The organism is Pseudonocardia sp. CA-142604 (genome assembly GCF_050948475.1).
Classification (GTDB): Bacteria; Actinomycetota; Actinomycetes; order Mycobacteriales; family Pseudonocardiaceae; genus Pseudonocardia; species Pseudonocardia alaniniphila.
Genome location: NZ_CP192045.1, coordinates 7,076,504 through 7,101,312, shown reverse-complemented (window position 1 = coordinate 7,101,312; position 24,809 = coordinate 7,076,504). Strand labels below are relative to the sequence as shown.

Below are 24,809 nucleotides of genomic sequence, written 5' to 3'. Positions count from 1 at the left end.
GTCCACCGCGAGATCATCGATCAGGATGGTCTCGTGCTCGCCGATGGTGTCGAGGCATGGGCCCTGCCCGACCTCGTACTGGAGTTTCGACTGTGTCCGGTACGTCGTCGGTGGCGGCCATCGTGCTGATCCCGCCGTGCCGACGAACGATGGAGATCGCGGCGTGGTCACATCCCTCGACCGTCTCGACGGCAGCGCGGGTGACGAGATCCGGGACCTCCCCTGGACCGCCCTTCTCTTGCAAGTGACGAGCAATGCCGGCAAAGACTGCCGCCAGATTGTCCTCGGACGCGGGGGTCACCGACGAGTTACTGTGCTTGCTGCGGTCGAGCCACAGGCCATAGGGCACACCCCGGGACACGGGCCCAGCCCGCGGTCGCGGTCGCGGTCACCGATGGTCCCGGGTCCGACGGCTGACGCCAACACCCCGCCGGACCGCCCATATCGATGCGGTCAGCAGCGCACCGGCCGCCGGGCCAGCGCCCGGGACCACCGGGCGAGCCATCATCGCCGTCGGGTGTCCGCAACTCACCTGCTCGTCACTTGCACGCACCGGCGTGGCCCGTAGACACTGGACGCGCGACATCCTCGACGCCGCCGCCCGACGCGTCCTACCGCGCCTACTTGGCCGGGAGACCCGGTCGACGTGATCGTCCCGGTCCGGCCCATCCATCGGAGCCCGAGCTCCTGCGGCTGGTCTCCGTACTGACCCCGAACGCGCACGAGAGCGGCCAGGTCGGGGCGGACGGCTCCGCCGAGGAGCGGAGTGTCGGCTGGTCGAACGCGCCGCGGACGCCGGCGAGCTCAACGACGATGTTGCTGGCGAACGCCGTGGCAGGGGTAAGGATCATGCTGCTCGGGCTGAAGATCGCGAGAGCTGTAGCCGAATCGGTAGCCAGTGACGCGTGTAATCCGTTAGGACCGATGGGCTTGGACGCGGCGATTGAGACCGCGTCCGGGCATAGGCGCAGCTCAGCTGCGGTCTACTGCGACTGTGCGGGATGCGAGCGATGCAGTCAGGCTTGTTCACACCGAAGAGGTCACTGGTTCGATCCCAGTATCGCCCACCTGCCAAAACGCCCCCCCCGGGATACCCCGGAGGGGCGTTTTGACGTCGCTTCTGACAACAGCGCGACCGCTTCGGCGTGGTCTCAAGCGGTCGAACCCATCTGTCGCTGTGCGCATTCGCAGGTCAGGCGGCGCCACGATAGGGCCGAGGGTGACAACAACGTGAACGCACGTCGGGGGCCGTCTGAGCTAGTCCGGTCGATACTCGACGTCCGTGTCTGACCCGACCGTCGTGGTGAACTGGCGCCCCGTGGAGCCGCCTCGCTGGCTGGACAGCGTCGGCAGCGCGCGGTGCGGTGTGAGATCGATGCGGGGGAGTTCACCGGCTTCGGGAAGCGCCGCCGGCAGCTCCTTGCGGGAGCTGATGCCGAGTTTGGTGAACACCTTGCGCAGGTGCCATTCGACGGTGCGGGGACTGATGAACAGTTGGGCACCGATCTGCGAGTTCGTCTGCCGGCGCGCGGCGAGTCGGGCGATCTGCGCCTCCTGGGCCGTGAGGTCGTCGCGGGTCTCGGCGGTGCGCTTGCGGGCCGTCTCGCCTGTGGCGAGCAGTTCGCGGCGGGCTCGCTCGCCGAATGCCGTGGCGCCCATGGTGGTGAATAGTTCGTGAGCGGCCCGCAGATGTTCGCGGGCGTCGAGACGTCGGCCTTCGCGGCGTAGCCATTCTCCGTAGAGCAGGCGAGCCCGGGCGAGCTCGGCCCTGACCCGGGTGCGGCCCAGTCGTTCGATTGCCTCTTGGTAGAGCCGCTCCGCGGCGTCGCCCTCGCTCAGCAACGCACGTGAGCGCGACTCGACGCCGAGTGCCCAGTCGGTGCCGCTGGCCTGCGTCATCGCGGAGAGCCGTTCAAGCGCATCGGCGGCGAGGTCGGTGGCGCCGCTGCGGGCGGCTGACTCGATCAGCTCGACCAGCCCCCAGTTCGCCGCGGCCAGTTCCTGGGGGCAGGCGCCGGCCGCTCGAGCCGGGATCAGTGCTTCCTCGTAGCGGCCCAGGCCGTTCAGGAGCAGCGCGCTCGCCCATTGCGCGACGGTTGCCCCGATACCCTCGCCACGGGCAACGACGTCGCTCATGCTGGACTCGATCACTGGGAGGACGTGTTCTTCGCGGCCCTGCCACGCGGCGAATACCATTACTTCGTAGAGGGGACGTTCGCTTCCGATCGCCTCTCTGACTGCTCTCGCTTCATCGACCACGGACGCCGCCGCTTCTTGTTCTCCGGCGAACAGGAGCATGATGATGCGTGAGTTGAGTGCGAGGAGAAGCTCGCTGAGAGCACCGGTATCGCGAGCGATCTTCACGAAGCGCGCGGGGAGCATGTGGAAGCTCTCGTCGTCCCCACACATCCGCCGCGACGATCCCGGCGATCCAGAGGGACCGCAGGCCTTCCGCAATCGAGATCTCCTCGGTGCGGTAGGCGAGCAGGGCTGGCCGTGTGATCGGCAGGGAAGCCGAGTACCCATCCCTGATCAGGGAAGCCAGGCCCTTCAGCAGGATGTCGCGCTTGCGGGTCTGGTCCGTCATTCCACTTGGTCGGGCCGCAGCCAACTCTGCGAGGTCTGCGGGGCGGGCGAAGCGGCCGGCGTACAGCGCGGCAGAGAAGGCGTTCAGGTAGGTCTGGCGGGCGAGCTCGATGTCGAGTGGCTCGAGTCGCTTGGCGGCCGCGAGAAGCAGCCGGGGCGCCTCGTTGCTGCGGCTCGAGGCGTAGGCGATCTGGGCTCGCATCAGATCGACCCTCGCCTGCCCGAGATCGTCGAGTGGTCCGGCCTCGGCCGTCGCCAGCAGGTTCAGGGCCGGGTCGAACTCACCGGCCTGGAGTTTGGCCTGCGCTGCCGCCAGGAATCGGGCCGCCCGGCGCGCCCGATCGGGCGTCAGCTCGGCCGCGCGTTCGTGGAAGGCGGCTGCCGCGGCGAATCCGCCGCGGGCCTGTGCGCGGTCGGCCGAGCGCTCGAGTTCGGTGGCGACGACTTCGTCCGGTCCCGAGCTGGCCTGTGCGCGGTGCCATGCTCGGCGGTCGGGATCGAGCTCAGCCGCCTCGGCCAGCGCGCCGTGCACCGCCTTCAGGTCGTGCATATCGGCCGCCCGCCATGCGGCCGAGCGCACCAGTGGATGACGGAACCGCACCCGGGCACCGAACTCGATCAGTCCTGCCTCGGTCGCCGGGGCCGCCGCGCCCGGCGAGATACCGAGTCGCTCGGCCGCATCCCATAACACGGTCATGTCGCCGACCGGTTCGACCGCGGCGGCGAGGAGGAGCCGCCTGGTGTCGGCCGGAAGCGGTTGGAGTCGTCGGAGGAACCCCTGTTCCATGCGACCGGCCAAGGGTGTCGTGTTCGGCATGCCGAGCCCGAACGCCAGCTGCGCGGACGTGTGCGCTCGGGGTAGTTCCAGCAACGCCAAGGGGTTGCCGCGCGCCCCGGCGATGATCTCGTCGCGCACGGCCGAGTCGAGCGGGCCGCGGAGTGCCGTGCGGAGCAATGCTCGGGCATCGGAATCTCCCAGGCCGCCGAGGAGCATCTCCGGAAGTTGCCGGAGCACTTGATCATCAGCGGTCGTTCGGGTGCCGAAGACCAGCGCGACGGACTCTGCGCACAGGCGGCGGGCGACGAATGCGAGCGTGTGCGCCGAGGCCTGGTCGAGCCACTGTGCGTCGTCGACGAGGCAGACCAGTGGGCGATCCTCGGCGACGTCGGACAGCAGGCTCAGTACGGCCAGGCCGATCAGGAAACGGTCGGGTGTAATGCCGTCCCGCATGCCGAACGCCGTTCCCAACGCATCCCGTTGGGGGGCAGGGAGCCGACCGAGTCGGTCCAGGAAGGGTGCGCAGAGCTGGTGCAGGCCGGCGAACGCGAGTTCCATCTCGGACTCGACGCCTGTGGCGCGCGCGATGCGGCACTTGGCTGCGCTGTCGGCCAGGTGGTCCAGCAACGCCGTCTTGCCGATCCCGGCTTCGCCGCGAATGACGAGTACTCGACTCTGCCCCGCACGGATGCTCGTCACGAGCTGTTCCAGTGACTCGCACTCGCTGCGGCGGCCCCGCAGACCGAGCACGCGATCACTCCTCGACATGGTTCCGCCGCCGCTGGACGGGTCATCAGTCTAACGAGCAGTTCGTCCTCGACGACCAGATTTCGGTCGAGTCGGGATCACGGCATCGAGACGACCGGGTTTCGGTCCACCGTGGGAGAGCTGCGCATGCACTCCGAGTTCTGCGTCGGCCGCACGCAGGACGCCGTGCTGGTGCGGGCAGTACTCCAACAAGCCGCTCCGCGACGGGATCCACCGGAGCCGTGGCTTCAGCGAGTAGCCGTCCGAGCCCGTCGAGCCGCCCCGTTCGCGGCCATGCTCCTTCGGACGATGAGTTCGGTTCCCCACACGAGAGGGCTGAGCAGGGTGTGGATCGTGACCCCGCGACGTGGCCGATCTTTCTCCAACGACACGTGTCACATGTCGACCGGCTGCCCGGTCCTTACTCGGTGGCGACGGCCAGTACCTGATTCGGCGACAGGGCGAGGCGCCGAGCTGGAGGCCGCTCGTCATCGAACCGGAACCCGGGAAGGACATGAAACTTGATCATGGGTAAGCCCATCCTCGAAGCTGCGGCGCAGGAGTTTGCGACCGCGACCTCCACGCCTCCATTCCTGTACGAGCTCGGCGCGGAGGGTGCCCGGAAGGTCCTCGACGACGTCCAGGCCGCCACGATCGACAAGCTCGACATCGACGAGAAGTGGATCACCGTGCCGGCCCAGGCCGGGGGCGTGCAGGTCCGCATCGTCAAGCCCGTCGCCGCGACAGGCGTCCTTCCGGTCGTCCTCTACATCCACGGCGGAGGCTGGATCCTCGGCAACGCCGGCACCCACGACCGGCTCGTGCGCGAGATCGCCGTCGGCGTGAACGCTGCGGTCGTGTTCGTTGAGTACGACCGTTCCCCCGAGGTTCGCTACCCGGTCGCGATCGAGCAGGCCTATGCCACTGCCCAATGGATCACCCGGCATGGCCTGGCCGAAGGCCTCGATGCATCCCGCCTCGCGATCGCCGGCGACTCCGTCGGCGGAAACATGACCACCGCGGTCGCGCTTCTCGCCAAGCAGCGCGGCGACGTCACATTCGTGCACCAATCGCTGTACTACCCGGTGACCGACGCCGCGCAGAAAACCGAAAGCTATCGGGAGTTCGCGGACGGCCCGTACCTGACCGCGAAGGCTATGGCATGGTTTTGGGACGCCTATGCCCCCGACCACTCCAGCCGCTCCGAGATCACCGTATCTCCCCTTCGCGCGAGCCTCGACGACCTGGCCGGACTGCCACCGGCATTCGTGATCGTCGACGAGAATGATGTCCTCCGCGACGAAGGTGAGGCCTACGCCCGTCGTCTCACCCAAGCCGGAGTGCCGACGACGACCGTACGCTACAACGGCGCAATCCACGATTTCATGATGCTCAACCCCGTCCGTGAAACCCGAGCGGCGACCGCCGCCATTGAACAATCCGTACATGTTCTCCGGAAATCCCTGGCGACCGACTAGAACGCCTCGAACTCAAATGCAACAAGGGGAACCATGTCTGATGGCAAGCCGGCCGTCGTGCTCGTGCACGGCGCCTTCGCAGAATCCGCGAGTTGGAATCCGGTCATCGAACGGCTGCGCGAGAAGTCGCTCGACGTCACCGCGGTCGCAAACCCCTTGCGGAGCGTGGCAGGCGACGCAGCGTACGTTCGCGATGTCATCGCCAGCATCGGCAAGCCCGTAGTGCTCGTCGGGCACTCGTACGGGGGCATCGTGATCACCGAGGCGGCCGCGGGCAACGAAGCGGTCATCGGGCTGTCCTACGTCGCCGCCTTCGCGCCTGAGCAGGGCGAGTCTGCGTTCGAGCTCTCCGGGAAGTTCCCCGGGAGCACGCTCGCCGACGCCCTCGTGGCCTACCCGCTCGCCACCGGCGGGAATGAGTTCGCTATCGCCAAGGACTCGTTCCATCAGCAGTTCGCGGCGGATGTCGCCGCATCCGAGGCGGCCGTCATGGCAGCTACTCAGCGACCTGTGACCGAGATCGCGCTCACTGCCGGCCTGGCGACCGACAGGCCTGCCTGGAAGACGATTCCGTCCTGGTTCGTCTTCGGAAGCGAGGACCGCAACATCCCCGCCGAGTTGCAGCGGTTCATGGCCGAGCGAGCAGGTTCGCGCGGAACCCGTGAAATCGCCGGCGCTTCGCACGCGCTGAGTGTCTCGTGCCCGGATGCTGTCGCGGCGGCGATCCTCGACACCGCGGGCGTGTCCGGATAGCAGGCCTCCTGTGGCGGCGCCTCTGGTTGCGGACCGGCCGGAGGTGCCGCCGTCCGATACGACAACGTGATCATTCCCGTTCCGTCGCCACGTGCCGACCTGCCAACGGAGACCATCCTGGCCGATGTCGAGGAATGGTCGGCCTGCGCACCGCCGGCACTTATCGAAACGTCTGGTCGGGACGAGCGGGCGTCCGCCACGCGATCATTTCTGACCGCGGGTTCTGAGCGTGGTCGCGAGCCCGCACCTCGTGGAACTGGGGAGCGCCGCGAGGTGCAGCGCGCCGTACCGGTCGCGGCGCAAGGGCTGGGACCCGTACGGAATGTCTCCCGCACGAAAACAGAAGGGTGAGCGTGCATGAGGGGCGCGACGAAACTGGACGTGCGGCTGCACGTGCCCATTCCCGATGTTGTGGTGGTCCGGGTGAGCGGTTCGGTGGACGAGGCGACCAGCCTCGAGCTCGCCCGGCGGGTCGGTCAGCAGCTCGGCCGGGCCCCGCACGTCGTGATCGACTTGCGGGACGTCGGCTCTCTGTGCGAGCGGTCCCTGCGTCTGCTGTCTGCCTTGCATCGGCGGGCCGTCGCGACGAGTACGCAGCTGCACGTCTCGGCTGATCGCGTTGACGTGCTGTGCTCGCTGCGGCGCAGCGGGCTGGACAAGCTCGTGCCGGTCCGCCCGGCTGCCGAGTTGGTCGTCGCCGGCCTCGCCGTGATGCCGGGAGCCGACCGGGTGCGCGCCTGACCGGCGGGGATCCCACCGGCCGGGCGGCCGGGCGACGGGCGTCGTCCTCGCCTCCCCGTGAGTGTTGTGATGACGTCGTCACAGACCGTCGGGCTGTCCTGTCCTAGTTGTTGTGACCGTCGACGCCGCCGAAGGCATGTTCGCCGTCGTCCACGGCGACGTTCCCACCCACAAGGAACGGGGCCCGGGTCATCCCAGCCCACTGCACCGACTGGCTGGAGCAGGCCCACTCGGGTCCACGGGCCGCAGCATGAAAAATGACCGATCAGCAGGAAGTGCGGAATGCGAACTGTCGTAGAGGATCTGTCCGTCCCGGACCTCGCCGGGAAGCTGGCCGTGGTCACCGGCGCCAGCGACGGCGTCGGGCTGGACCTCGCTGAGCGTCTGGCGCGAGCCGGCGCCGAACTCGTTCTGCCGGTGCGGAACCGCCGCAAGGGCGCCGCTGCCGTGGAGCGCATCCGTGGCGTCGTGTCCGATGCCGTGGTCACGCTGCGTGATGTCGACCTTGCGTCCCTTGACTCGGTTGCCGTGCTCGCCCAGACCCTCCATGACGACGGCCGCCCGATCCAGATCCTTGTCAACAACGCCGGGGTGATGGCTCCGTCGACGCGGCACACCACGGCGGACGGCTTGGAGCTGCAGTTCGGCACCAACCACATCGGACACGTGGCGCTGACCGCGCGGCTGCTGCCACTCCTCGAGGCCGGCCGAGCGCGCGTCACCACGGTGTCGAGCAGCGCCGCCCGCTTCGGACGACTGGAGTGGGACGACTTGCAGGCCGAGCGGCGTTACTCGCCGGTGCGGGCGTACAACGCCTCGAAGCTGGCGAACCTGTTGTTCGGGCTCGAGCTGGACCAATGCAGCAGGACCGGTGGCTGGGGGATCACGAGCAACGTCGCGCATCCCGGCACCACCCTGACGAACCTCTACGCCTCCGGGCCCAATCTGGGCCGCCGGCGCCCGTCGCCGCAGATGGCGATCATGGCCCGACTCGTGCGCTGGGGCGTGTTCGTCCAGGAGGTGCAGGCGGGCGTGCAGCCCATCCTGTACGCAGCGACCAGCCCGGACGCCGCCGGAGGCCGCCTCTACGGGCCCGATGGCCCCGGCCAGTTCACCGGCCGCCCGACCGAGCTGCCGATCTACCGGTCCGCGCGAAAAGCGCGACGACGCGGTGCGGCTCTGGGAGCTGTCCGAGCAGCTGGCGAACGTGACGTTCGCGGCCGTCGCTCCGGGGCAGACCGAGACGCTACAGAGGGGAGCGGAGTGATGGATCGCGCCCGGCTCGCGGAGTTCCTGCGCACCCAGCGGAGGCACTGCCGCCCGAGGTTGCGGCGCGCGTGAACGGCCGCGAGGACCTCGCCGGTAATGCGCTCGGAGTCGGCTGTGCCCGGGCTAGCAGGGAACCGATACCCGCACGTCCTCGGGCAACGCGTCGTACAGTTCCTTCCGCGAACTGACGCGGAGCTTCATGAACACTTTGCCCAGGTGCCATTCAACGGTGCGCGGGCTGATGAACAGTTGCGCGCCGATCTGCTGGTTCGTCCGACCGAGGGCGGCGAGCCGGGCGATCTCGGTCTCTTGAGCTGTGAGCTCCTCACGAGCGGCGGGAACACGTGTCCGCACTGTTTCGCCGGTGGCGGCCAGCTCCCGGCGAGCCCGTTCGCCGAATCCCTCGGCTCCCATCGAGGTGAACTGGTCGTGGGCGGCGCGCAGGTGTCTGCGTGCGTCGATTCGACGCCCCTCGCGGCGGAGCCATTCCCCGTACAGCAGGTGGGTGCGGGCGAGCTCCACCTTCACCCGGGTGCGGCCCAGGCGGTCGATCGCCTGGCGGTAGAGCTCGTCGGCGTCGCCGGCACCCAGCAGCGCGCGTGACCGTGATTCGACGCCGAGCGACCAGTCCGTGCCGGCGGCGCCGGTCGTCTCCGAGAGACGTTCGAAGGCGTCACCCGCGACCCGGTTGTCGCTGGTGCGAACGGCGGCCTCGATCAGCTCGACCAGACCCCAGTTCGCCGGGACGAACTCCAGCGGGTACTCACTGGCCCTACGCGCTGAGGCCAGCGCTTCCTCATGGCGGCCCAGCCCGTTGAGCAGGACTGCCGCAGCCCAGTGCGCGTTCATCGCCCCGTTGCCCTCACCGCGCTGGAGGACCTCCTTCAACGTGGTGTCGATCAGCTCGCGCGCCGGGGCTTCGCGTCCCCGCAACGCGGCGTGTACGAGAGCGCCGTACGGCGCGATGTTGCTTCCGGTCGCCTCCCGAACCGCGCGCATCTCCTCGATGAGAGCGGCGGCGGTCGCCAGCTTGCCGTCGAGGAGGAGGGCGACGATCTGCGAGCTGAGCGCGAGGGGGAGCTCGCTGAGTGCCCCGGTGTCCCGGGTGACGCGCACATGCCGGGCGGACAGCACGTTCCAGCCCTCGTCGTCCCACAGGTTGGCGGCGGCACTCGCGGCGATCCAGAGCAGGCGAGGCTCGTCGTCAGCGGAGATGTACTCGGAGAGGAAGGCCTGGACCGCGCGTTGTCGGAGCGGGACGGCCGCGGCGTACCCCTCGGTGAACAGTGCAGCGAGACCGTCCAGGATCAAGTCGCGTTTGTCGTGCCGGTGTGCGGGGGCCCGCCGCACCGCCCGGGCGATTTCCCGGAGCCCCGGATCGCCGGTGAGACGGCCCACGAAGATCGCGGCCGAGAAGGCGTCGAGGTAGGTCTCGTGAGCGAGTGCCACATCGAGGCCTTCGAGACGCGCGGCGGCCGACAGCAGCAGCTGAGGCGCCTCGTCAGTGCGTTCCGCTGCGAACGCGATCTGGGCACGCAGCAGCGCGATCCTCGCGCGAAGGAGATCGTCGAGCGGCCCGGACTCGGCCGTGAGGACGAGTTCCGACGCCGGACCGAACTCGCCCGCCTGGAGTTTGGCCTGCGCTGCGGCGAGTGCCCGCGTCACCCGACGGGCCGGGTCGGGTGTCAGCGTCGCCGCCCGCTCACGGAAGGCTGCCGCGGCCGCGAGCCCGCCTCGGGCGCGTGCACGATCGGCCGATCGGTCGAGCTCGGCCGCGATCTCCTCGTCGGGTCCGGGGCTCGCCTGCGCGCGGTGCCACGCCCGGCGATCGGGATCGAGGTCGGGGGCCGCGGCCAGCGCGGCGTGCACGTCCCGCAGCTCACTCACGTCCGCGGCGCGGAACACCGCCGACCGCAGCAAGGGATGGCGGAACCGGACCCGCGAACCGATGTCGATCAATCCGGCGGCCTCGGCCGAAGTCGCCGCGTCCGCGGCGATACCGAGTCGCTTGGCCGCCTCCCACAACGAGATCACGTCACCGACGGGCTCGACCGCGGCAAGGAGGAGGAGTCGTCGGGTTTCGGGCGGCAGCGGCTGAAGCTGCCGGACGAACCCCTGCTCCAATCGGCTGCCGAGAGGCAAGGTGCTCGAGAGCCCGAATCCGAACGAGATCTCCGCCGGCGTCCGCCCACGGGGAAGCTCCAGCAACGCCAGCGGATTACCACGCGCCTCGGCGACGATCCCGTCGAGCACAGCCGGGTCGAGTGGTCTGCGCAGCGCCGCCCGCAGCACAGCGCGGGCAACGACGTCGCTCAGGCCCTGGACGCGCAGTTCCGGCAACTGCCGCAGCGCCGGGTCGTCGCCGCTCTCGCGCGTCGCGAAGACGAGGGCCACCGACTCCGCCTGCAGGCGGCGAGCGACGAACGCGAGCGTGTGCGCGGAGGCCTGGTCGAGCCATTGGGCGTCGTCGACGAGGCAGACCAGGGGGCGCTCCTCCGCGGCGTCCGACAGAAGGCTGAGTACGGCGAGCCCGATGAAGAACCGGTCGGGTGTGTTCCCCTCCCGGAGACCGAACACCATGCTGAGGGCATCCCGCTGCGGTGGGGGAAGCCGACCGAGGCGATCCAAGAACGGAGCACACAACTGATGGAGCCCGGCGAACGCGAGCTCCATCTCCGATTCGACGCCCGTGACCCGCGCGACGCGACACCCCGACGCATGCCTCGACATGTGGTCCAGAAGTGCCGTCTTGCCGATACCGGCGTCGCCTCGAAGTACGAGAACCTGGCTCCGACCTGTGCGGATCTCTGCGAGCATCCGTTCGAGCCGATCGCACTCGCTGCGGCGACCGTACAGACCCGGACCGCCGAGCTCACCTCTGGACATGGACACCGCTCTGCTCGTGTGTGGTCACGACGTCGTCGGCCATCGCGTCGGAGCCTACGTCCCGCACGGTGGTCATCTCGGCGAGCAACTGGGCCTGATCGTTGGCTGCGGCCCGGCGAGTCGTGACCTGTTCGCCGACGTGCTCGATGATGCGGGCCGGGTCCACGCGCATGCCGATGAGGCCGGGCAACACCCCGACCCGATGAGGTCGACGACCACGTCGTCATCAGCCGGCAGGGGAGGGCAGCGCGGTCCTGATGGCCGTTTCACCGGACGTGACTCGCGTCGAGATCGCCGAGGTGCCGACATTGCCACACGAGCCGACACCCCAGAGCGCGTTTTCCGCCGCGACAGATGTCGGTCGCCGATGCCCTCTGCACGACCCTCGACGGGCTCGCCGTGTGCACGCGGCAGTAGGAGGCGATCCCGCAGGCAAGGGACCAGGTGGTGGTCACCGCGGACAGTCCGGCGGGCGTCGAGGTCTACCGGAACTGAGCAGGCTCCGGTATTACTGAGCGGTGATAACTTTGGAGAGCAGTGCTCTGGCATTTCGCGTTGTCATCGCTTGCGGTGGCGGCGAGCGAGAGCAGTGCTCTCAGATTGGTGAGGGGTGTAGGCGATGCAGGAACTCTGGCGCTGGAGCAATCTCGGGCTGGCCTTCGTGGTCGAGCTGGTTGCGCTCGGCATCTTCGCGTTCTGGGGGTGGCGCTTCGGCAGCAGCACCCCGGTCCGGCTGCTTCTCGCTGTCGGCCTGCCAGTCCTCCCCGCAGTCATCTGGGGACTCTTCGCCGCGCCCACCGCCAACCACGGCGGCCCGGTGGTGGCCGCGATCGTCAAGATCGCCGTCTTCGGCCTGGCAGGCCTGGCCCTGTGGAACCTGGACCACCGTGTCCTGGGCATGCTCTTCGTGCTGGTCGTCGCGGCCAACCTGCTGATCATCCGGGCCGGCGGTCTCGAGCCGGAAACCCCGGCGGCGAGCTCCTCGCGGTTGGAGGTCTGATTGGCCCGCTGCGAACCGAACCCCGCGAGCCCGCGGCTTCCTGGTCGGTGGCGGGCAGTCAGTCCGTCTGCTGGGTTAGCCGGTGATCAGAACCGCTCGGTCGCGGATGCGGTCCCAGAGTGGGAACGGGATCTCAGTCAAGGTGAAGACGTCGTCGACTGAGGTGAAGGTGATGCCGGCCGTGCGGGTGTTCACGATGAGCGTGGCGATGGCGAGCTCGATTCCGCAGGTGTTCGCGATCGTGGCTGCCGGAGCGCTGTTGAGGTCGACGAGGCCGCCGTCGTCGTAGGTGCGGGGGAGGTCGGGCCGGCCGATGCCTAGTTCGCGGGCCATCAGTGGGTCGGTGGCCGCAAGGCGGCGCGCCTCGTCGCGGCGGGCGCGGCCGGCGAGGACGGCGGCGACGGCTGGGTCGGCCGGCGGGCCGGCGTGGTGGAGTTCGGCGGGGGCGGGTTGGGTGTCGGCGCGGGGTGGCCAGACTTGCTGGCGTAGCACGACCGAGTGCACCACGGCGATGATCATGAGGCCGAGCGCGAGGCCGCCCACGTTCACCGTGCCGGTGAGATTGAAGAGCGTGATGACGGCGGCGGTGTAGAGCGCGGTCCACAGCCAGGCCAGGGGCTTGCGGGTTCGGATGGCGGCGTGCAGGAATGGGACGAAGCTGAGGGTGCCGGCGGAGAGCACAACGACGAACAGGTACCAGCCGCCGTGGGCGAACCACCTCAGTGGCCCTCGGTAGGGGCGCGACACCGCGGGGGCCGATGGGGCAACCTGGGCTGGACGGCCGTGGGGGCCGGGCATCGGTGTGGTCATAAATCCCCCGGGTTCGGTGACGCCGCAGCTCGCGGTGTTAGCAGGTGGTGTCTGCGGAAGCGCAGCTTCCAGGCGAGACTGTCGTTCCCACGGCAGGACTCGTTACCGGTCGCGGTCGGAGGCTGTTTTCTCGCTTGCTGTGGTGACGGGCGAATAGGCCTGCGCCGCCCGGATACGGAAACTTCGATGAAGACCGGCCCGTCGGCCGAGTAGCGGAATCACACCTGCGGCCTCGGGCTCTCGACTTGCTCGCAGCAAAGCAGCCGTGCCTGCGTGGGCGGGGTGGCTGTTCCGTGATCGGGTTGTGGTTGTGGTTGTGGTGCCGAGTTGACAACGACGGTGACAACAACGTGGACGGCCATGGACGGACGCGGGCCACGTCGACGTTCGACTACGACGAGGTCAGGGCCCTTGAGCTGGGTGGTGTTGGGAGTTCAGACTGACTCATGGGCTTGTAACGGACCGTGCACGCATTGCGACAGTGGGTTCGCAATCGCGAAGATCCTCGCCCACGGAGGTTGCTCCCATGCGCTGTGCTGCGCTTGTACTCACAGCTGCGGCTCTAGCGGTCGTCACCGGGTGCTCCGGAACGTCAGCTGGGACCACGGCGCCTGTGACGACGGCACCGCCGCCGACCACGGCGGTGCTGTTTAAGACGGAGGAGCAGAAGTTTTACGAGGACGTGCTGGACACGCCAGGGCTGACCGCCACTGTGTCGAGGGCTGACCTGGTGGAAATGGGCAGGTTCGTCTGCACCTTGATCGGGATGCCGACGGTCACGCGGCCGAACCTGGAGGAGTACATCGGACCTCGAAGCGGTGGGCCGGAGATGGCGAAGGTAATCATCGACGCTGCGCACAGCAACCTCTGCACGGGCAAGCCCTACGCGCAGGTCGTGCGGACAACGGAGCCTCCGGCGCCAGCCGGGCCGGCGACGTCGATGGCTGGCGATGGCACCTACGAGGTCGGCGTGGATGTGGTGCCGGGGAAGTACAAGACGGCGGGCTCGCCGCAGGGTTCGGATAGCCAGTGCTACTGGGCGCGGGTCAAGCCCAACGGCGAGGACATCATCGACAACGACCTGGGCAACGGGCCGAAGACCGTCACGATCAAGGCGGGCGAGCTGTTCGAGACCCAGCGGTGCGGGACGTGGACGAAGTCGTGACAAGTCTGTCGCGGGGCGGTTACAGCGCGCCACGTTTGAGTTCGGCCTGACCAGCTTTCCCGTCGCTGCTCTGCGGCGAACCAGCACGGATTGGTGCAGCCACGGGAGCCAGACGCCACAGTCAATCACATCAGACTCCAGCGCCGCAGCCGGCGAGACAGCCCTCCACTCTCCGAGCTGCCCCACATGGTGGAGGGGTTAGCTGCGCGGTGTCGCGACGGGCAATCGGCTGCGACGCTCTGTTCGAGGCCAGTTATCTGTCAGTCGGTGCCGGTGGGCTGATCATCACCAGCAGACGAGCCGCGGACGAGTCCCGGGGACCTTTGAAGAACCTCGCCGGGCAGGAGTGCCTGGGCTTCAGCAGAGGCAGCGAGGGCTACTTCCGGTGGGATCGCGACAACATCATTAGGAGCTGGGTCGGTTCCCGCTCGAGCAACGCAGGCTACCGCATGGCTTGTCTGTTCTTAGCACGAGGATCGCGCCGAGCCTGTCGGCGTCCGACGTGAGTGACTAAATGCGTGACAACCGGCGCGCCCGTTCATGGTCGGCGACGGATGTCTGCGGACGAGTTGGCCCGGTGAACTGCGGAAATGCCCTGCCGAACTGGCCCCTTGCATTGCTTCACGCCGAAGAGGTCACTGGTTCGATCCCAGTATCGCCCACCATGCCAGAAGGCCCTGACCTGCGAGGCCAGGGGCCCTTCGGTGTTGTAAGGCTCGCGTTGAGCGAGCTCAGGACCGGGACGTGTAAACGGATCGGTAAACGCACATCCCCACGTGTCCGTCAGGCCTCGGTCGGGGGCGGTAGGAAGAGTCCGGTGATCTGCTCTGCGGCGGCGCGGTCGAGTTCGGGGATGTCGGCCGTGTAGGTGTCGAGGGTGAACGCGACGGTGGCGTGCCCGAGCCGGGTGCTGACGATCTTCGGGTTGACGCCGGCGCGCAAGGCCATGGTGGCGTAGGTGTGTCGGACGTCGTGTAGTCGGATGATCGGAAGGCTGGCTTGGGTGACTAGGCGGCCGAACTGCTCGGTGATCGTGTCGGGGTAGATCGGCCGGCCGTCGGGCCAACAGAACAGCAACCCGCGGTCCTGATAGTTCGGCCCCCATGCGGCTCGTTCCTGGTCGAGTGTCGCGAGGTGGTCTCGGAGGGCGGCCAGGGTGGCGGCGTCGAGTGAGATGAGGCGTCTGCTTCGGCGGGTCTTTCCGCTGGAGATCTGGGTGCGGCCGGCGGCGATGACGTGGGTGGTGACGAGGCTTAGGGTGCCGGCGGCCATGTCGAGGGCGTCGCGGCGTGCGCCGACTGCTTCGGAGCGACGCATGCCGGTGGTGGCGAAGAGCAGCCACATGGCCAAGAGACGCTCGTGGCGCGCATGTTGCAGGAAGGTGGCGAGCTGTTGGGGGTTCCATGTCTTGTGGGGCTGCTTCTCGCCGCGCGGTGGTTGGGCTATCGCGGCGGGGTTGGTGGTGAGGTAGCGCCAGGCCACTGCGTCGCGGAGCGCTCGCCGGAACATGATGTGGATGCTGGCGACGGCGCTGGGGGAGAGTCCGGTTGTCAGTGCTGCCGGGATGCGGCCCACGCGGTAGCGGCGGATGGCATTGGCTGCCGCGGAGCGGCTTACCCCCGCATGCGATGCGAGCTCGGCTGCACTGATGGTGCGGCCGGTCGAGGTGGCCTGTCTCCACCGCTGATACATGACGGTGTTGGTGTCTGCCCGGGAGCGTCCGGAGTTCAGGAGATGGCGGTAGAGCGCGTTCACGGTCGCTGTGTCGATGTCTTGGAGCAGTCGAGGGCCGATGATCGGGATGACGTAGGCGTTGGCGTATGTCGAATAGTTGGCGAAGGTCGTTGGCTTGACCGCCGCCTCGATGGTCGTGAGCCATTCGGCCAGGAACTCTGCGACGGTGCGACGGGAGGGCTCGACGTAGCTGTCGGTCCGCAGCCGCTCTCGAATCCTGACTTTGCTCGCTGCCGCCGCTTGCCGGTGAGGGGGTCGGGGCCTAGGTCGATCATGTAGGTCGTTCGCCGCGGCACGAGGCAAAGGAGTACGGCTCGATGGAGTGCCCGTGGCCGCTTCTTCGGATGCCGCCTCCGTCACCGGCCAAGTCGTTTTCGCGGAGTGGGACGGTGGGTATCACGTTTGGTGAGGCATAGGCGAGTTCGTGCGGTGGGTCAGTGAAGAGCGGGGAACTGTAAGGATCATTGGCACATGGCCGCTGCCCTTGGCTCACGCCGGGCTCGGGCGAGCTGCAGCCACGGTCCTGCCGGGGCGGTACAACAGCTGGGATGTTGCTGCCGGTGTTGTCATCGCGACCGAGGGCGGCTGTCAGCTTTTCGACGCACAGGGGCCCACAACTGAGCTGCCCGCGGATGGATTGCCCGTCGCGGGCAGGAAGGTTGCAGATGCCGTCTGGCATGCGTGGCGTCGCAGCATTCAACAGTCCGCTATGTTGGGACGGATCGATCATGCTCGGGATAGAGAGAGCGTGTTTGGACTTCGCGGAAACGATATTTCCCGAGATCCCGACGTCGGCCAAACGGCAACTCAGTTCTACTTACCTCGTCTCGCCACCGCGCGTACTCGCCGGGGTGGCGCAGATCCATGTTGGCGAAGCAGTCCGCTCAGCACCCCACCATCCGGAGCAGGGTGATCGGCTGGTAGCCAGACCTCGCCGGCGCCGGGTTCGCCGTGCGTAGCGGGGGTCCCAGAATCTGATCGACGGGGTGTCGGTGCGGTCGAAAGGGGGGCGAGCTGACCGGCCCGAACCCCCACTGGCCGGGGCAAAGCTGATCGAAGTACCACATCCTGTGCGACGCTCGCAGTACACGGCTGTTGGGTCGGAGCGGCCATCCCCTTTCGTCACAGCCGGCTCAGCGCCGCTGCGCGTCGCCCGCAGATCATCGCCGAAGCTGGGGGTTGTCCGCAGCCATCCCTGCCTCGATCGCCTCGACCTGGATGGCCCCCCGCACGAGGTCGTACAAGGGCGCCATCTGTGCTGTCAGGCGCTCGAGGTCGTGTCCAGCCGTGAGCACGGCCCCCCACGTGTAGGTAATCGAGGTGTGGGCGAGACGCAACGCGGTGGCGGCCGGGTCTGACACCCCGCGCAGCGTTGCGACGGGCTCGATGACAGTACAAAGCATCGATGCGGCGAGTTCGACAGCGGCGTGGGCGTGAGCGGCGACACTCGAATCAGGCGACTGTTGAAGTGTCGCAAACAAGATCCGGATGATGTCGACATTTGCAATCAATATCTTCGGTGCCTGCTCGTAATAGCGCCACATACGTAATTCGGGCTCCGACTCGTCGTTGGCGGCATCGGCCAACGCGGCGAAGTGACGACGGGTCCCCCGGCTGACGACCTCCGCGAGTATCCCCGCCTTATTGTCGAAATGATGGTAGACAGACCCGACCGGAAGCCCGGATTCCTTACAAATCGCAGAGATCGGCGTGGCGGCGTAGCCGTTTTCTCCCATCAGCTTCTCGGCGGCATCCAGGATCAGGTCGCGCGAGGACGTCGCCGGCTCCGAATCATGCAGCTCTGCACCATTGGAACGGATACCCTCGACCCGTGCTCGCATGGGGCTAACGTTACCCGCATCCACTCACTCTGCAACGCGACGATGGGCGCCGTCGCGCGGGAGGGCGCACGCGAATCAATTCACTGGCTCCCAGGCGGCGCACGAGAGACTCGACCGGAGCCCCCATGGTCGGATAGCCGACCGAAACGACGACATCCGCCCGCTCGCCGAGCAGCACGGGCGCGGCAACGCAGTTCAACCCGCGGGCCGCACGATCCGCCGCGACGCCGGTCGGCCGGGCAGTTGGATGGTCGTGGCGAGGAGGGCCGGGCGCATGATCACATTCCTGCCCGCCCTCCCGCCATCTCCCCATAATTCGCTCTAGGACTCCAGCATCGGCGGGGTCCAGCAGGGCCTGCCTAACGCTCTGACGTGCGAAGGAAGCCGTACACCGATGTGGCCGGGCTGCGACCAGCGGCCAACCCCGGTTTCTCGATGTAGAGGACCCATCCATCACGAACTACGACCAGATGCACGATCTGCGGCGTTTTGCGACGAAGCGCACGAGGATGTGGAAGCGCACACTACGGAGCTGGAGTTCCTGTGAACTGACGTTGCCAAGGTGGAGCTTGCAAATGTAGCTTCTCTACTAGAGCGAGCGTTCTAGCGCGTAGATGAGGGGGCTTCGGTGGCGGGTGAGCAGGTGATCAGTGCCTCAGCCAGTACTCTCGCCTCGGTTCCGGAGGAAGGCTTAGCGATCGGCGAGCAGCCGTCCTTCCTTATCGAGTCGCTCGTGATCCGGAAAACTCGGCGGCTTGAGCAAGATTGCCGCGCGGGCGGCTTCCCAGGTCGACCACCCACCGTGCCCGTTGAGGTTGTCCCCGCACACCGCGAAGCTCTTCTCTGCACGAGCATCAACCTCGACAAAGGACACTCGCCGACGTCAGCCACACGGGATGGCGCCAGCCGCTTTCCTGCAGTACGTGTTCTGACTCGGTGCGGCTTAGAACGGGTCGCCTCCTGCATGGAAAGTCGATCCTCAACCGGCTCCGCGGTGCGCGCGGATTCATCCTCGGCGCGGACGGCACGCTGGTGACCGGCCACCGCAACAACATGAGACTGCGGCGTCTGCGCGGTGCGGAATCGCTGCTCACTGAGATGACCGAGCTCGGTTTGCCATTCTGGACCTTCATCAACGGCGTGGCTCACAGTGCAACAGTTCGCACACGCGGCGCAGGCTGGATTCACCTATCGGACGATGAAGGGGATTCTTCCTCGGATGCGGTGCGCCTGGCGGCTCCCGCGATCTGGGGTATGCGGGCAGGACTCGCTCATGAGGCTGCCTCCCCCGGGACCACACGTCGGCGGACCGGCGCCGCTGCAGGCCCCGTCCATGTGCGTGCGCACGCTGATCGTGCCGTTGCAGAACCAGGGGCCGCATCCGCGACCTCCCCAAGCCTCTACCTCTCGGAGAAGCCGTTGCCCATCATCGAGTCCCGAGGGGCCGGCCAGGTCTCGACCGCGCTGGCCAAGGACCGCCTCGGGGTCGCCTCCGTCCTGTTCTTCGTGATGTCGGCGTCCGCGCCACTCACCGTCGTCGCCGGTGTCGTACCGACCGGTCTCGCGGTCACCGGCCTGCTCGGTATCTCTATCGCGTTTCTCGCAGTCGCCGTCGTTCTCGCGGTCTTTTCGGTCGGCTACGTGGCCATGGCCCGACACATCGCCAACACCGGCGCGTTCTACGCGTTCATCTCCCGTGGCATCGGCCGGCCGGTCGGTGTCGGGGCGTCCTTGGTCGCGCTGCTCGCCTACAACATGTTCCAGTGCGCCTCATACGGCGGCTTCGGCGCTATCGCCGCCCCACTGTTCAACGAGTGGTTCGGGCTGCATGTCGAGTGGTGGGTTATCGCTCTGATCGGCTGGGTGGTCGTCGCCGTGCTCGGCGTGCGTGACATCGCGGTCAGCGGAAGGGTCCTGGCTGCCCTGCTCGTGGCCGAGATTCTGCTGGTCGTCGTGTTCGGCTTCGCCGACATCGCCGTCTCGGGATTCAATGCGTCGTCCGCGCCGCTCAACGTGGGAAGCCTGGTCGGCCCGGGGGCTGGCGCGCTGCTGGTCATGGCCGTCGCGGGTTTCGTCGGTTTCGAGCAGTCGGTGGTCTACGCCGAGGAGTCGCGCAACCCACGCCGCACGGTTCCCCGTGCCACGTACCTCGCGATCGCGCTGATCGCCGTGCTGTACGCGTTCGCGTCCTGGGCGATGATCTCCGCGGCCGGTGAGAGTGTGTTGGCCCGGGCCGCGAAGGAGGGTCCGGATCTGTTCTTCGACGTCGCCGCAGCACGGCTCGGCGACCTCGCTTTACAGCTGGGCCACGTACTGTTCCTGACCTCACTGCTGGCCGCGATGATCTCGTTCCACAACATCAGCGCCCGGTACACGTTCTCCCTCGGCCGAGAAGGTGTCCTGCCACGCCGATTCGGCCGAACCGTGCCCGGCACCGGCGCACCCAAAAACGGCTCACTCGCCCAGTCCGCGGTCGGCCTGATCGTCATCGCCTTGTACGCGGCGGCCGGGTGGGATCCCCTGATCCAGCTGTTCTTCTGGGGCGGAACCGGCGGCAGCATGGGCGTGCTGCTGCTCATCACGCTCACCTCGATCGCAATCATCAACTACTTCGCCCGCCACCCCAACGGCGAAGATGCCTGGCACCGCATCGCTGCTCCGGTCATCAGCGCCGTGCTGTTGTTGATCACGGCGTTCCTGGCAGTGACGAACGTCGCAACGCTGTTCGGTGTCGAACCTGGCTCCAAGCCGACCTGGGCCGTCCCGCTGACGTTCGGTGTGGTCGCCCTGGCCGGGATGGGGTGGGCTCTTGCCCTGCGCGGCCGCCGCCCGAAGCTCTACTTCGGTATCGGCCTGGGCGCGAGCGGCGCATTGCATCCTGGCGCTCGCTGTCCTGGCGGCTCCTGCACCGTCGTGGCCAAAATCCCGTCGTACCGAATCCTCCGGGCTGGCCGAAATATCCGGGTGTCCGACAACGAGGAGCAGATATGAATGTGCGCACGGCCCACCAGAACGCATTTGCGGCCGTCGGTCCCCTCATTTCATACTCGTTCGACAAGTTCGCCGACGATGCCTTTCTGGCGAGCGATCCCCGGCTACGGATCGACGTCAACGCCGAGTGCTTCATCCTTATCACCGAACACACCCGCCCCCACGAGCGGATCGACATGATTGATGATGCGGATGAATCGGAACTGATTGCTGACGCGTCGTCTGGTCGGCCGCAAACGGAGATGACGTCCCTGGATTTCGCACTGGCGGACGACACTCGCTGCTGTCGCATGTGACGTCGGACAGGGCGTCCTGACACTGAAAGGGTGATCTGTAGGTGGAGAAGATCCAGGTCGGGTTGGTAAGTGACCCGCTGAACACCACCCTTTCGCCCACCGCGGTGATGAAGGCCAACTACCTGACCGCGGTGGCCAGCGGGATCGATTCGGTGTGGGTCCCCGATCACCTCAATTCCCTGCTGGCGCGCGCCATCGCGACTCCCGAACACCTCGGAATGGCCCGGATCGTGCCCAAGGTCGACGCATATCTGGAGCCGTGGACGATCCTCGGCCACCTTGCGGCCCGAAACCGGCTCGGCCGGCTGCGTCTCGGTATCGGTGTGACCGATGCCGGCCGCCGAAATCCGGCCGTCACCGCGCAGGCTGCGGCCACGTTGCATTTGCTCACCCGGGGTCGGGCAATCCTGGGAATCGGCGCTGGGGAACGCGAAGGTAACGAACCTTACGGTGTCGATTGGCGCCGGCCTGTCGGCCGACTCGAGGAAGCGCTCGCCACGATCCGAGCGCTGTGGAATTCACAGGGACAGCTCGTCACCCGTGACTCGCCGCACTTCCCATTACGCAATGCGGTGTTCGACGTGCCACCGTATCGCGGGCGCTGGCCGCAGATCTGGGTGGCAGCGCACGGACCCCGGACGCTGGGAATCACCGGCCGCTACGGCGACGCGTGGTTTCCCGGCTTCCCGCAGACCCCGGACGACTACGCCAACCGCCTGCACGTGGTCCGCTCCGCGGCCTCCGATGCCGGCCGCGATCCGATGAGCATTCTTCCCGCGACCTGGCTGTTCGTCATCACCGGACGGTCCCGCGACGACGTGGACGCCGTGCTGGACTCCGACATCGCGAGATCATTCGCACTCAACATCTCCGCGGACTTCTGGGCGCGCCACGGCGTCCGACACCCGTTCGGCGACGACTTCGCAGGGTTCTCCGACGTGCTTCCACAGACCCTCGAGGCGGCCGACGTGCTCGCGGTGGCGGCCGCGGTGCCTCGCAAACTGATGGAAGCAGCCTTCTTGACCGGCACTCCTGACGACATCGTCGACCAGGCCGCGGTGTGGCGGGACTGCGGCGTGCGCTACATCGTGCTCGGCAACCTCAGCGTGTTGCAGCCCAATCTACGTCGCGCGCTAGGCGCCGGCGTCCCGCTGGGGCGCATCCTGCGCGGATTGCGGAAGTTGTGACCGAGCGTGGACACACGGCCAGCGGGTGCAGTCGACCCGGAAGAACGCAGTAAAAGGACAGCCACGGAACCCGCCGCTCAATCCACGTGGAGCGCGCGATCAACGAAAGGGACAGACCAATGACGTCAATGCGAGTCGCCGCCGAGCGATTCTTCGTTGCTTGCGATACCGGGAAGGGCTGGCAGGCGTGCGAGCAGTACTGCCACCCCGGCGCAACTTTCTCCGCCCAGGCCGACTACTTGGACGGTATGGAAACGTTGAAGGCTTACGTCGAGTTCATGAAAGGCCTGTTCGCACTATTGCCCGATGGCAAGCCTGAGGTGCGGTTACTCGCGGTAGACGAAACACGCAAAAACGTGGCGGTGTGCGGCATCTTCCACGCGACACATACCGGCGAGGGCGGACCTGTACCACCGACCGGAAAGAGCACCAACGCCGACTACGTCTATGTCATGGACTTCGACGACGACAAGATCCGCCACGTGACCAAGATTTGGAACGATGGGATCACCATGCGGCAACTCGGATGGACCTGACATCCTAACTCTTTGAGCGGCGGTGTCGGCGCCAGCCGATGAGAGTACAGACGAGGGTGATGAACGCTTCGTGGATCTGCCAGCGCTACTCATCATCAGCGCCGTCATGATGACCCAGATAGCGGCTCCGGCCGGTCGTGGCAGCACATCCGCTTGTATGACGATCATCCGCTCGCGAAGGCACCGGGGGTGCCGCGGGATCGCGGGGCAACCCGGATCACCCGGGCGCCGGATAGCCGACTCTAGCGTCGCACCCGAGTAGCGGGCGTGTCGTAGGCAACCGCGGTTGAGCTCGCCGAAACCTCACGCCGGATCGGCAGACCCGGCCACGTCTCATCGATGAGCGCCACCAACGAACGATCTATGAAGATTACCTCGTGCTTGCATGCGAGACGACGTAGACGAGCTGTGCTGCACTGGTCGGCGGTATTGCTGGATCAGCGCATCCGGGCGGCCGACCACTATCCCGCGCAGGTGGCGGCATCCGACTGCCGTCGGATCTGGTTAAGACGCTCGTGCAGCGCTGCGCAGGCGCAGCCGCCTGCTGCGGACCGCCGTCGTCGTCCCCGGTAGCGGGTGGTGTTGCCGCATCGTGACGGTGGTCCAGGCATACGTCTAGAGGCGCGTGACTCGTGGCGAAGCAATCCCGAGTATTGGAGCATCGATGACTTGGAGAATGTCGTTTACGTTCCGCCGATTCGAGCGGTGGTCAGAAAGGTTGTGATCGAGAAGGGCAACGAGCCAGCCGTAGTTTTCGCCTGTGCCTGGCGTTGTGACGCCCATCCGGCAGATTCTGGACAATATGAGGAGAGCCATAGTTGGATGCCCATGAGGTGAGACCCTGCAGTCCTGCTCAACGTCTCGCGGAACGACGCGCTGAGCAAGAAGTGGGGCGATCAGGGTTAGGAGCGATCGAAGACGCGCTGCGCGCACCATCGGTCTACAACACCCAGCCATGGCGGTGGCGGATTCGGCCCGGCGAAGTGGAGCTACACGCCGACTGGGATCGCCACCTCGTAGCCGCCGACCCCGACCGCAGGGATCTTCTGCTCAGTTGCGGGGCGGCACTCCATCATTTCCAGGTCGCGCTCGCCGCGCGCGGCATCAGCTTCGACGTCGTTCGCCTTCCCGACCCGGAGAACAGCGGACATGTAGCGACGGTCGATATCGGGCCGCCCGAGCCCGATGCGGCTGACAGGTCCCTCTACTCGGGCATCGCCCGGCGGCGCACAGATTGCCGGCAGATGAGCCGGCGGGCCGTGCCTACAGACCATCTGCGGATCCTCGCCAACCACACATCACGGTGCGGCGCGGTTCTTGTTCCGGTCACCGGTGAGACGATGCGACGCCGGATGCTCAACGCGCTCGTTGAGACCGCAAACGAGAAGCATCAGCAGTTCGGGTACGCCAGCGAATGGCGGCAATGGACACACCGCTACCCCGGGAGCCACGACGGCATCCCCGCCGCGAACATCGTCCGGTCGGCCCCGGCCCCGTCTGCGCCGTTCCTGATGCACCGATGCACCGATGGAAGCCTCCCGCGGCCCCCGATCGTGCCCGGCTCCGGATCCGGTGACGACGCGGCCGAGCTGGTCGAAGTTGCGACGCGCGGCGACGACGCCCTCGATCGGCTACAGGCCGGTGAGGCGACCAGCGCGGTACTCCTGGCAGCGACCCAGCTCGGCCTTGCCACCACTCCATTCAGTCAGGCCGTCGAGCTCCACTCCAGCCCCCAGCGGCTCCGGCGCGATGTGCTTCGCATCCCGGAGTACCCGCAGCTGCTGATCCGTGTCGGCTGGCCGGCCTCCGGCGCCACCGAGCTTCCGGCAACCCCGCGCCGGAGTCTGTGCTCGGTTTTCTGCGTCGACCCGATCGACATCGGCGCGGTCGACATCGGCGCGGTCGAACCAGGAGCCGGAAAATGAACGGGCGATGAGATCACCATGCACGATGTGCGTCGAGTGCTGTCCGGGCACGCTGCGGAGGTCTTCTCAGTACGAGCACCAACCCC

20 protein-coding genes and 1 pseudogene are annotated in these 24,809 nt (G+C 67.3%); 12 read left to right on the top strand and 9 right to left on the bottom strand.

Annotation, left to right across the window (positions count from 1 at the left end; genetic code table 11):
* Positions 1-1,257: 1,257 nt before the first annotated feature.
* Together ACQPZQ_RS32130 and ACQPZQ_RS32125 are read right to left on the bottom strand one after the other, a co-directional pair.
* Positions 1,258-2,136: a helix-turn-helix transcriptional regulator gene (locus ACQPZQ_RS32130; RefSeq protein ID WP_433287059.1), complete on the bottom strand. Its 879-nt coding sequence runs from the start codon at positions 2,134-2,136 to the stop codon at positions 1,258-1,260.
* Positions 2,137-2,248: 112 nt separating this feature from the next.
* The gene (locus tag ACQPZQ_RS32125; protein WP_433287057.1) at positions 2,249-4,114 is read right to left on the bottom strand and encodes an AAA family ATPase; all 1,866 of its coding nucleotides are present in this window, start codon (positions 4,112-4,114) and stop codon (positions 2,249-2,251) included.
* 524 nt (positions 4,115-4,638) lie between these two features.
* Here ACQPZQ_RS32125 and ACQPZQ_RS32120 point away from each other — a divergent pair.
* The 4 genes from ACQPZQ_RS32120 to ACQPZQ_RS32105 all read left to right on the top strand — a co-directional run bounded on the left by ACQPZQ_RS32120 (position 4,639) and on the right by ACQPZQ_RS32105 (position 8,424).
* A complete protein-coding gene (locus ACQPZQ_RS32120; protein ID WP_433287055.1) occupies positions 4,639-5,589 on the top strand; it encodes an alpha/beta hydrolase in 951 nt (316 codons plus the stop codon).
* A gap of 33 nt (positions 5,590-5,622) precedes the next feature.
* Positions 5,623-6,342 carry an alpha/beta fold hydrolase gene (locus tag ACQPZQ_RS32115; RefSeq protein ID WP_433287053.1) on the top strand — a complete coding sequence of 240 codons (720 nt, stop codon included), beginning with the start codon at positions 5,623-5,625 and terminating at the stop codon, positions 6,340-6,342.
* A gap of 357 nt (positions 6,343-6,699) precedes the next feature.
* Positions 6,700-7,083 (top strand): STAS domain-containing protein, encoded by a 384-nt coding sequence (locus ACQPZQ_RS32110; RefSeq protein ID WP_433287051.1) that lies wholly within the window; start codon positions 6,700-6,702, stop codon positions 7,081-7,083.
* A gap of 282 nt (positions 7,084-7,365) precedes the next feature.
* Positions 7,366-8,424: an SDR family oxidoreductase gene (locus ACQPZQ_RS32105; RefSeq protein WP_433287049.1), complete on the top strand. Its 1,059-nt coding sequence runs from the start codon at positions 7,366-7,368 to the stop codon at positions 8,422-8,424.
* 51 nt (positions 8,425-8,475) lie between these two features.
* Here the strand turns inward: ACQPZQ_RS32105 and ACQPZQ_RS32100 are convergent, their stop codons facing one another.
* Complete coding sequence (locus tag ACQPZQ_RS32100; RefSeq protein WP_433299460.1) at positions 8,476-11,238, bottom strand: AAA family ATPase; 2,763 nt, start codon at positions 11,236-11,238, stop codon at positions 8,476-8,478.
* Positions 11,225-11,410, bottom strand: a complete 186-nt coding sequence (locus ACQPZQ_RS32095; RefSeq protein WP_433287047.1) for a hypothetical protein — start codon at positions 11,408-11,410, stop codon at positions 11,225-11,227. The genes ACQPZQ_RS32100 and ACQPZQ_RS32095 overlap by 14 nt, the downstream gene beginning before the upstream one ends.
* Positions 11,411-11,857: 447 nt before the next feature.
* Here ACQPZQ_RS32095 and ACQPZQ_RS32090 point away from each other — a divergent pair, with 447 nt between their 5' ends.
* Positions 11,858-12,238, top strand: coding sequence for a YrdB family protein (locus ACQPZQ_RS32090; RefSeq protein WP_433287045.1), 381 nt, complete (start codon positions 11,858-11,860; stop codon positions 12,236-12,238).
* Positions 12,239-12,313: 75 nt separating this feature from the next.
* Here the strand turns inward: ACQPZQ_RS32090 and ACQPZQ_RS32085 are convergent, their stop codons facing one another.
* Complete coding sequence (locus tag ACQPZQ_RS32085) at positions 12,314-13,048, bottom strand: ComEA family DNA-binding protein (RefSeq protein WP_433287043.1); 735 nt, start codon at positions 13,046-13,048, stop codon at positions 12,314-12,316.
* A gap of 613 nt (positions 13,049-13,661) precedes the next feature.
* Between ACQPZQ_RS32085 and ACQPZQ_RS32080 the strand changes: the two genes are divergently transcribed.
* A complete protein-coding gene (locus tag ACQPZQ_RS32080) occupies positions 13,662-14,213 on the top strand; it encodes a hypothetical protein (RefSeq protein ID WP_433287042.1) in 552 nt (183 codons plus the stop codon).
* Between the two features lie 783 nt (positions 14,214-14,996).
* On the opposite strand, the gene ACQPZQ_RS32075 is transcribed toward ACQPZQ_RS32080, so the two are convergent.
* Both ACQPZQ_RS32075 and ACQPZQ_RS32070 read right to left on the bottom strand, forming a co-directional pair.
* Positions 14,997-16,151, bottom strand: a complete 1,155-nt coding sequence (locus tag ACQPZQ_RS32075; protein ID WP_433299458.1) for a tyrosine-type recombinase/integrase — start codon at positions 16,149-16,151, stop codon at positions 14,997-14,999.
* Between the two features lie 11 nt (positions 16,152-16,162).
* Positions 16,163-16,222, bottom strand: a pseudogene (locus ACQPZQ_RS32070) (hypothetical protein); the annotation flags it as partial.
* Between the two features lie 149 nt (positions 16,223-16,371).
* On the opposite strand from ACQPZQ_RS32070, the gene ACQPZQ_RS32065 reads away from it, so the two are divergent.
* Positions 16,372-16,860, top strand: coding sequence for an inositol monophosphatase family protein (locus ACQPZQ_RS32065; protein WP_433287040.1), 489 nt, complete (start codon positions 16,372-16,374; stop codon positions 16,858-16,860).
* A gap of 247 nt (positions 16,861-17,107) precedes the next feature.
* On the opposite strand, the gene ACQPZQ_RS32060 is transcribed toward ACQPZQ_RS32065, so the two are convergent.
* The gene (locus tag ACQPZQ_RS32060; RefSeq protein WP_433287038.1) at positions 17,108-17,788 is read right to left on the bottom strand and encodes a TetR/AcrR family transcriptional regulator; all 681 of its coding nucleotides are present in this window, start codon (positions 17,786-17,788) and stop codon (positions 17,108-17,110) included.
* A gap of 691 nt (positions 17,789-18,479) precedes the next feature.
* Entirely contained in the window at positions 18,480-18,662 is a 183-nt protein-coding gene (locus tag ACQPZQ_RS32055; protein WP_433287037.1) for a hypothetical protein, read from the bottom strand.
* Between the two features lie 545 nt (positions 18,663-19,207).
* On the opposite strand from ACQPZQ_RS32055, the gene ACQPZQ_RS32050 reads away from it, so the two are divergent.
* From ACQPZQ_RS32050 to ACQPZQ_RS32030, 5 genes are all read left to right on the top strand, one after another.
* Complete coding sequence (locus ACQPZQ_RS32050) at positions 19,208-20,779, top strand: APC family permease (protein ID WP_433287035.1); 1,572 nt, start codon at positions 19,208-19,210, stop codon at positions 20,777-20,779.
* A complete protein-coding gene (locus tag ACQPZQ_RS32045) occupies positions 20,776-21,075 on the top strand; it encodes a hypothetical protein (protein WP_433287033.1) in 300 nt (99 codons plus the stop codon). The genes ACQPZQ_RS32050 and ACQPZQ_RS32045 overlap by 4 nt, the downstream gene beginning before the upstream one ends.
* Before the next feature lie 41 nt (positions 21,076-21,116).
* Complete coding sequence (locus ACQPZQ_RS32040; protein WP_433287031.1) at positions 21,117-22,262, top strand: LLM class flavin-dependent oxidoreductase; 1,146 nt, start codon at positions 21,117-21,119, stop codon at positions 22,260-22,262.
* Between the two features lie 86 nt (positions 22,263-22,348).
* The gene (locus ACQPZQ_RS32035) at positions 22,349-22,798 is read left to right on the top strand and encodes an ester cyclase (protein WP_433287030.1); all 450 of its coding nucleotides are present in this window, start codon (positions 22,349-22,351) and stop codon (positions 22,796-22,798) included.
* Between the two features lie 833 nt (positions 22,799-23,631).
* Complete coding sequence (locus tag ACQPZQ_RS32030) at positions 23,632-24,723, top strand: Acg family FMN-binding oxidoreductase (RefSeq protein WP_433287028.1); 1,092 nt, start codon at positions 23,632-23,634, stop codon at positions 24,721-24,723.
* Positions 24,724-24,809: the final 86 nt, after the last annotated feature.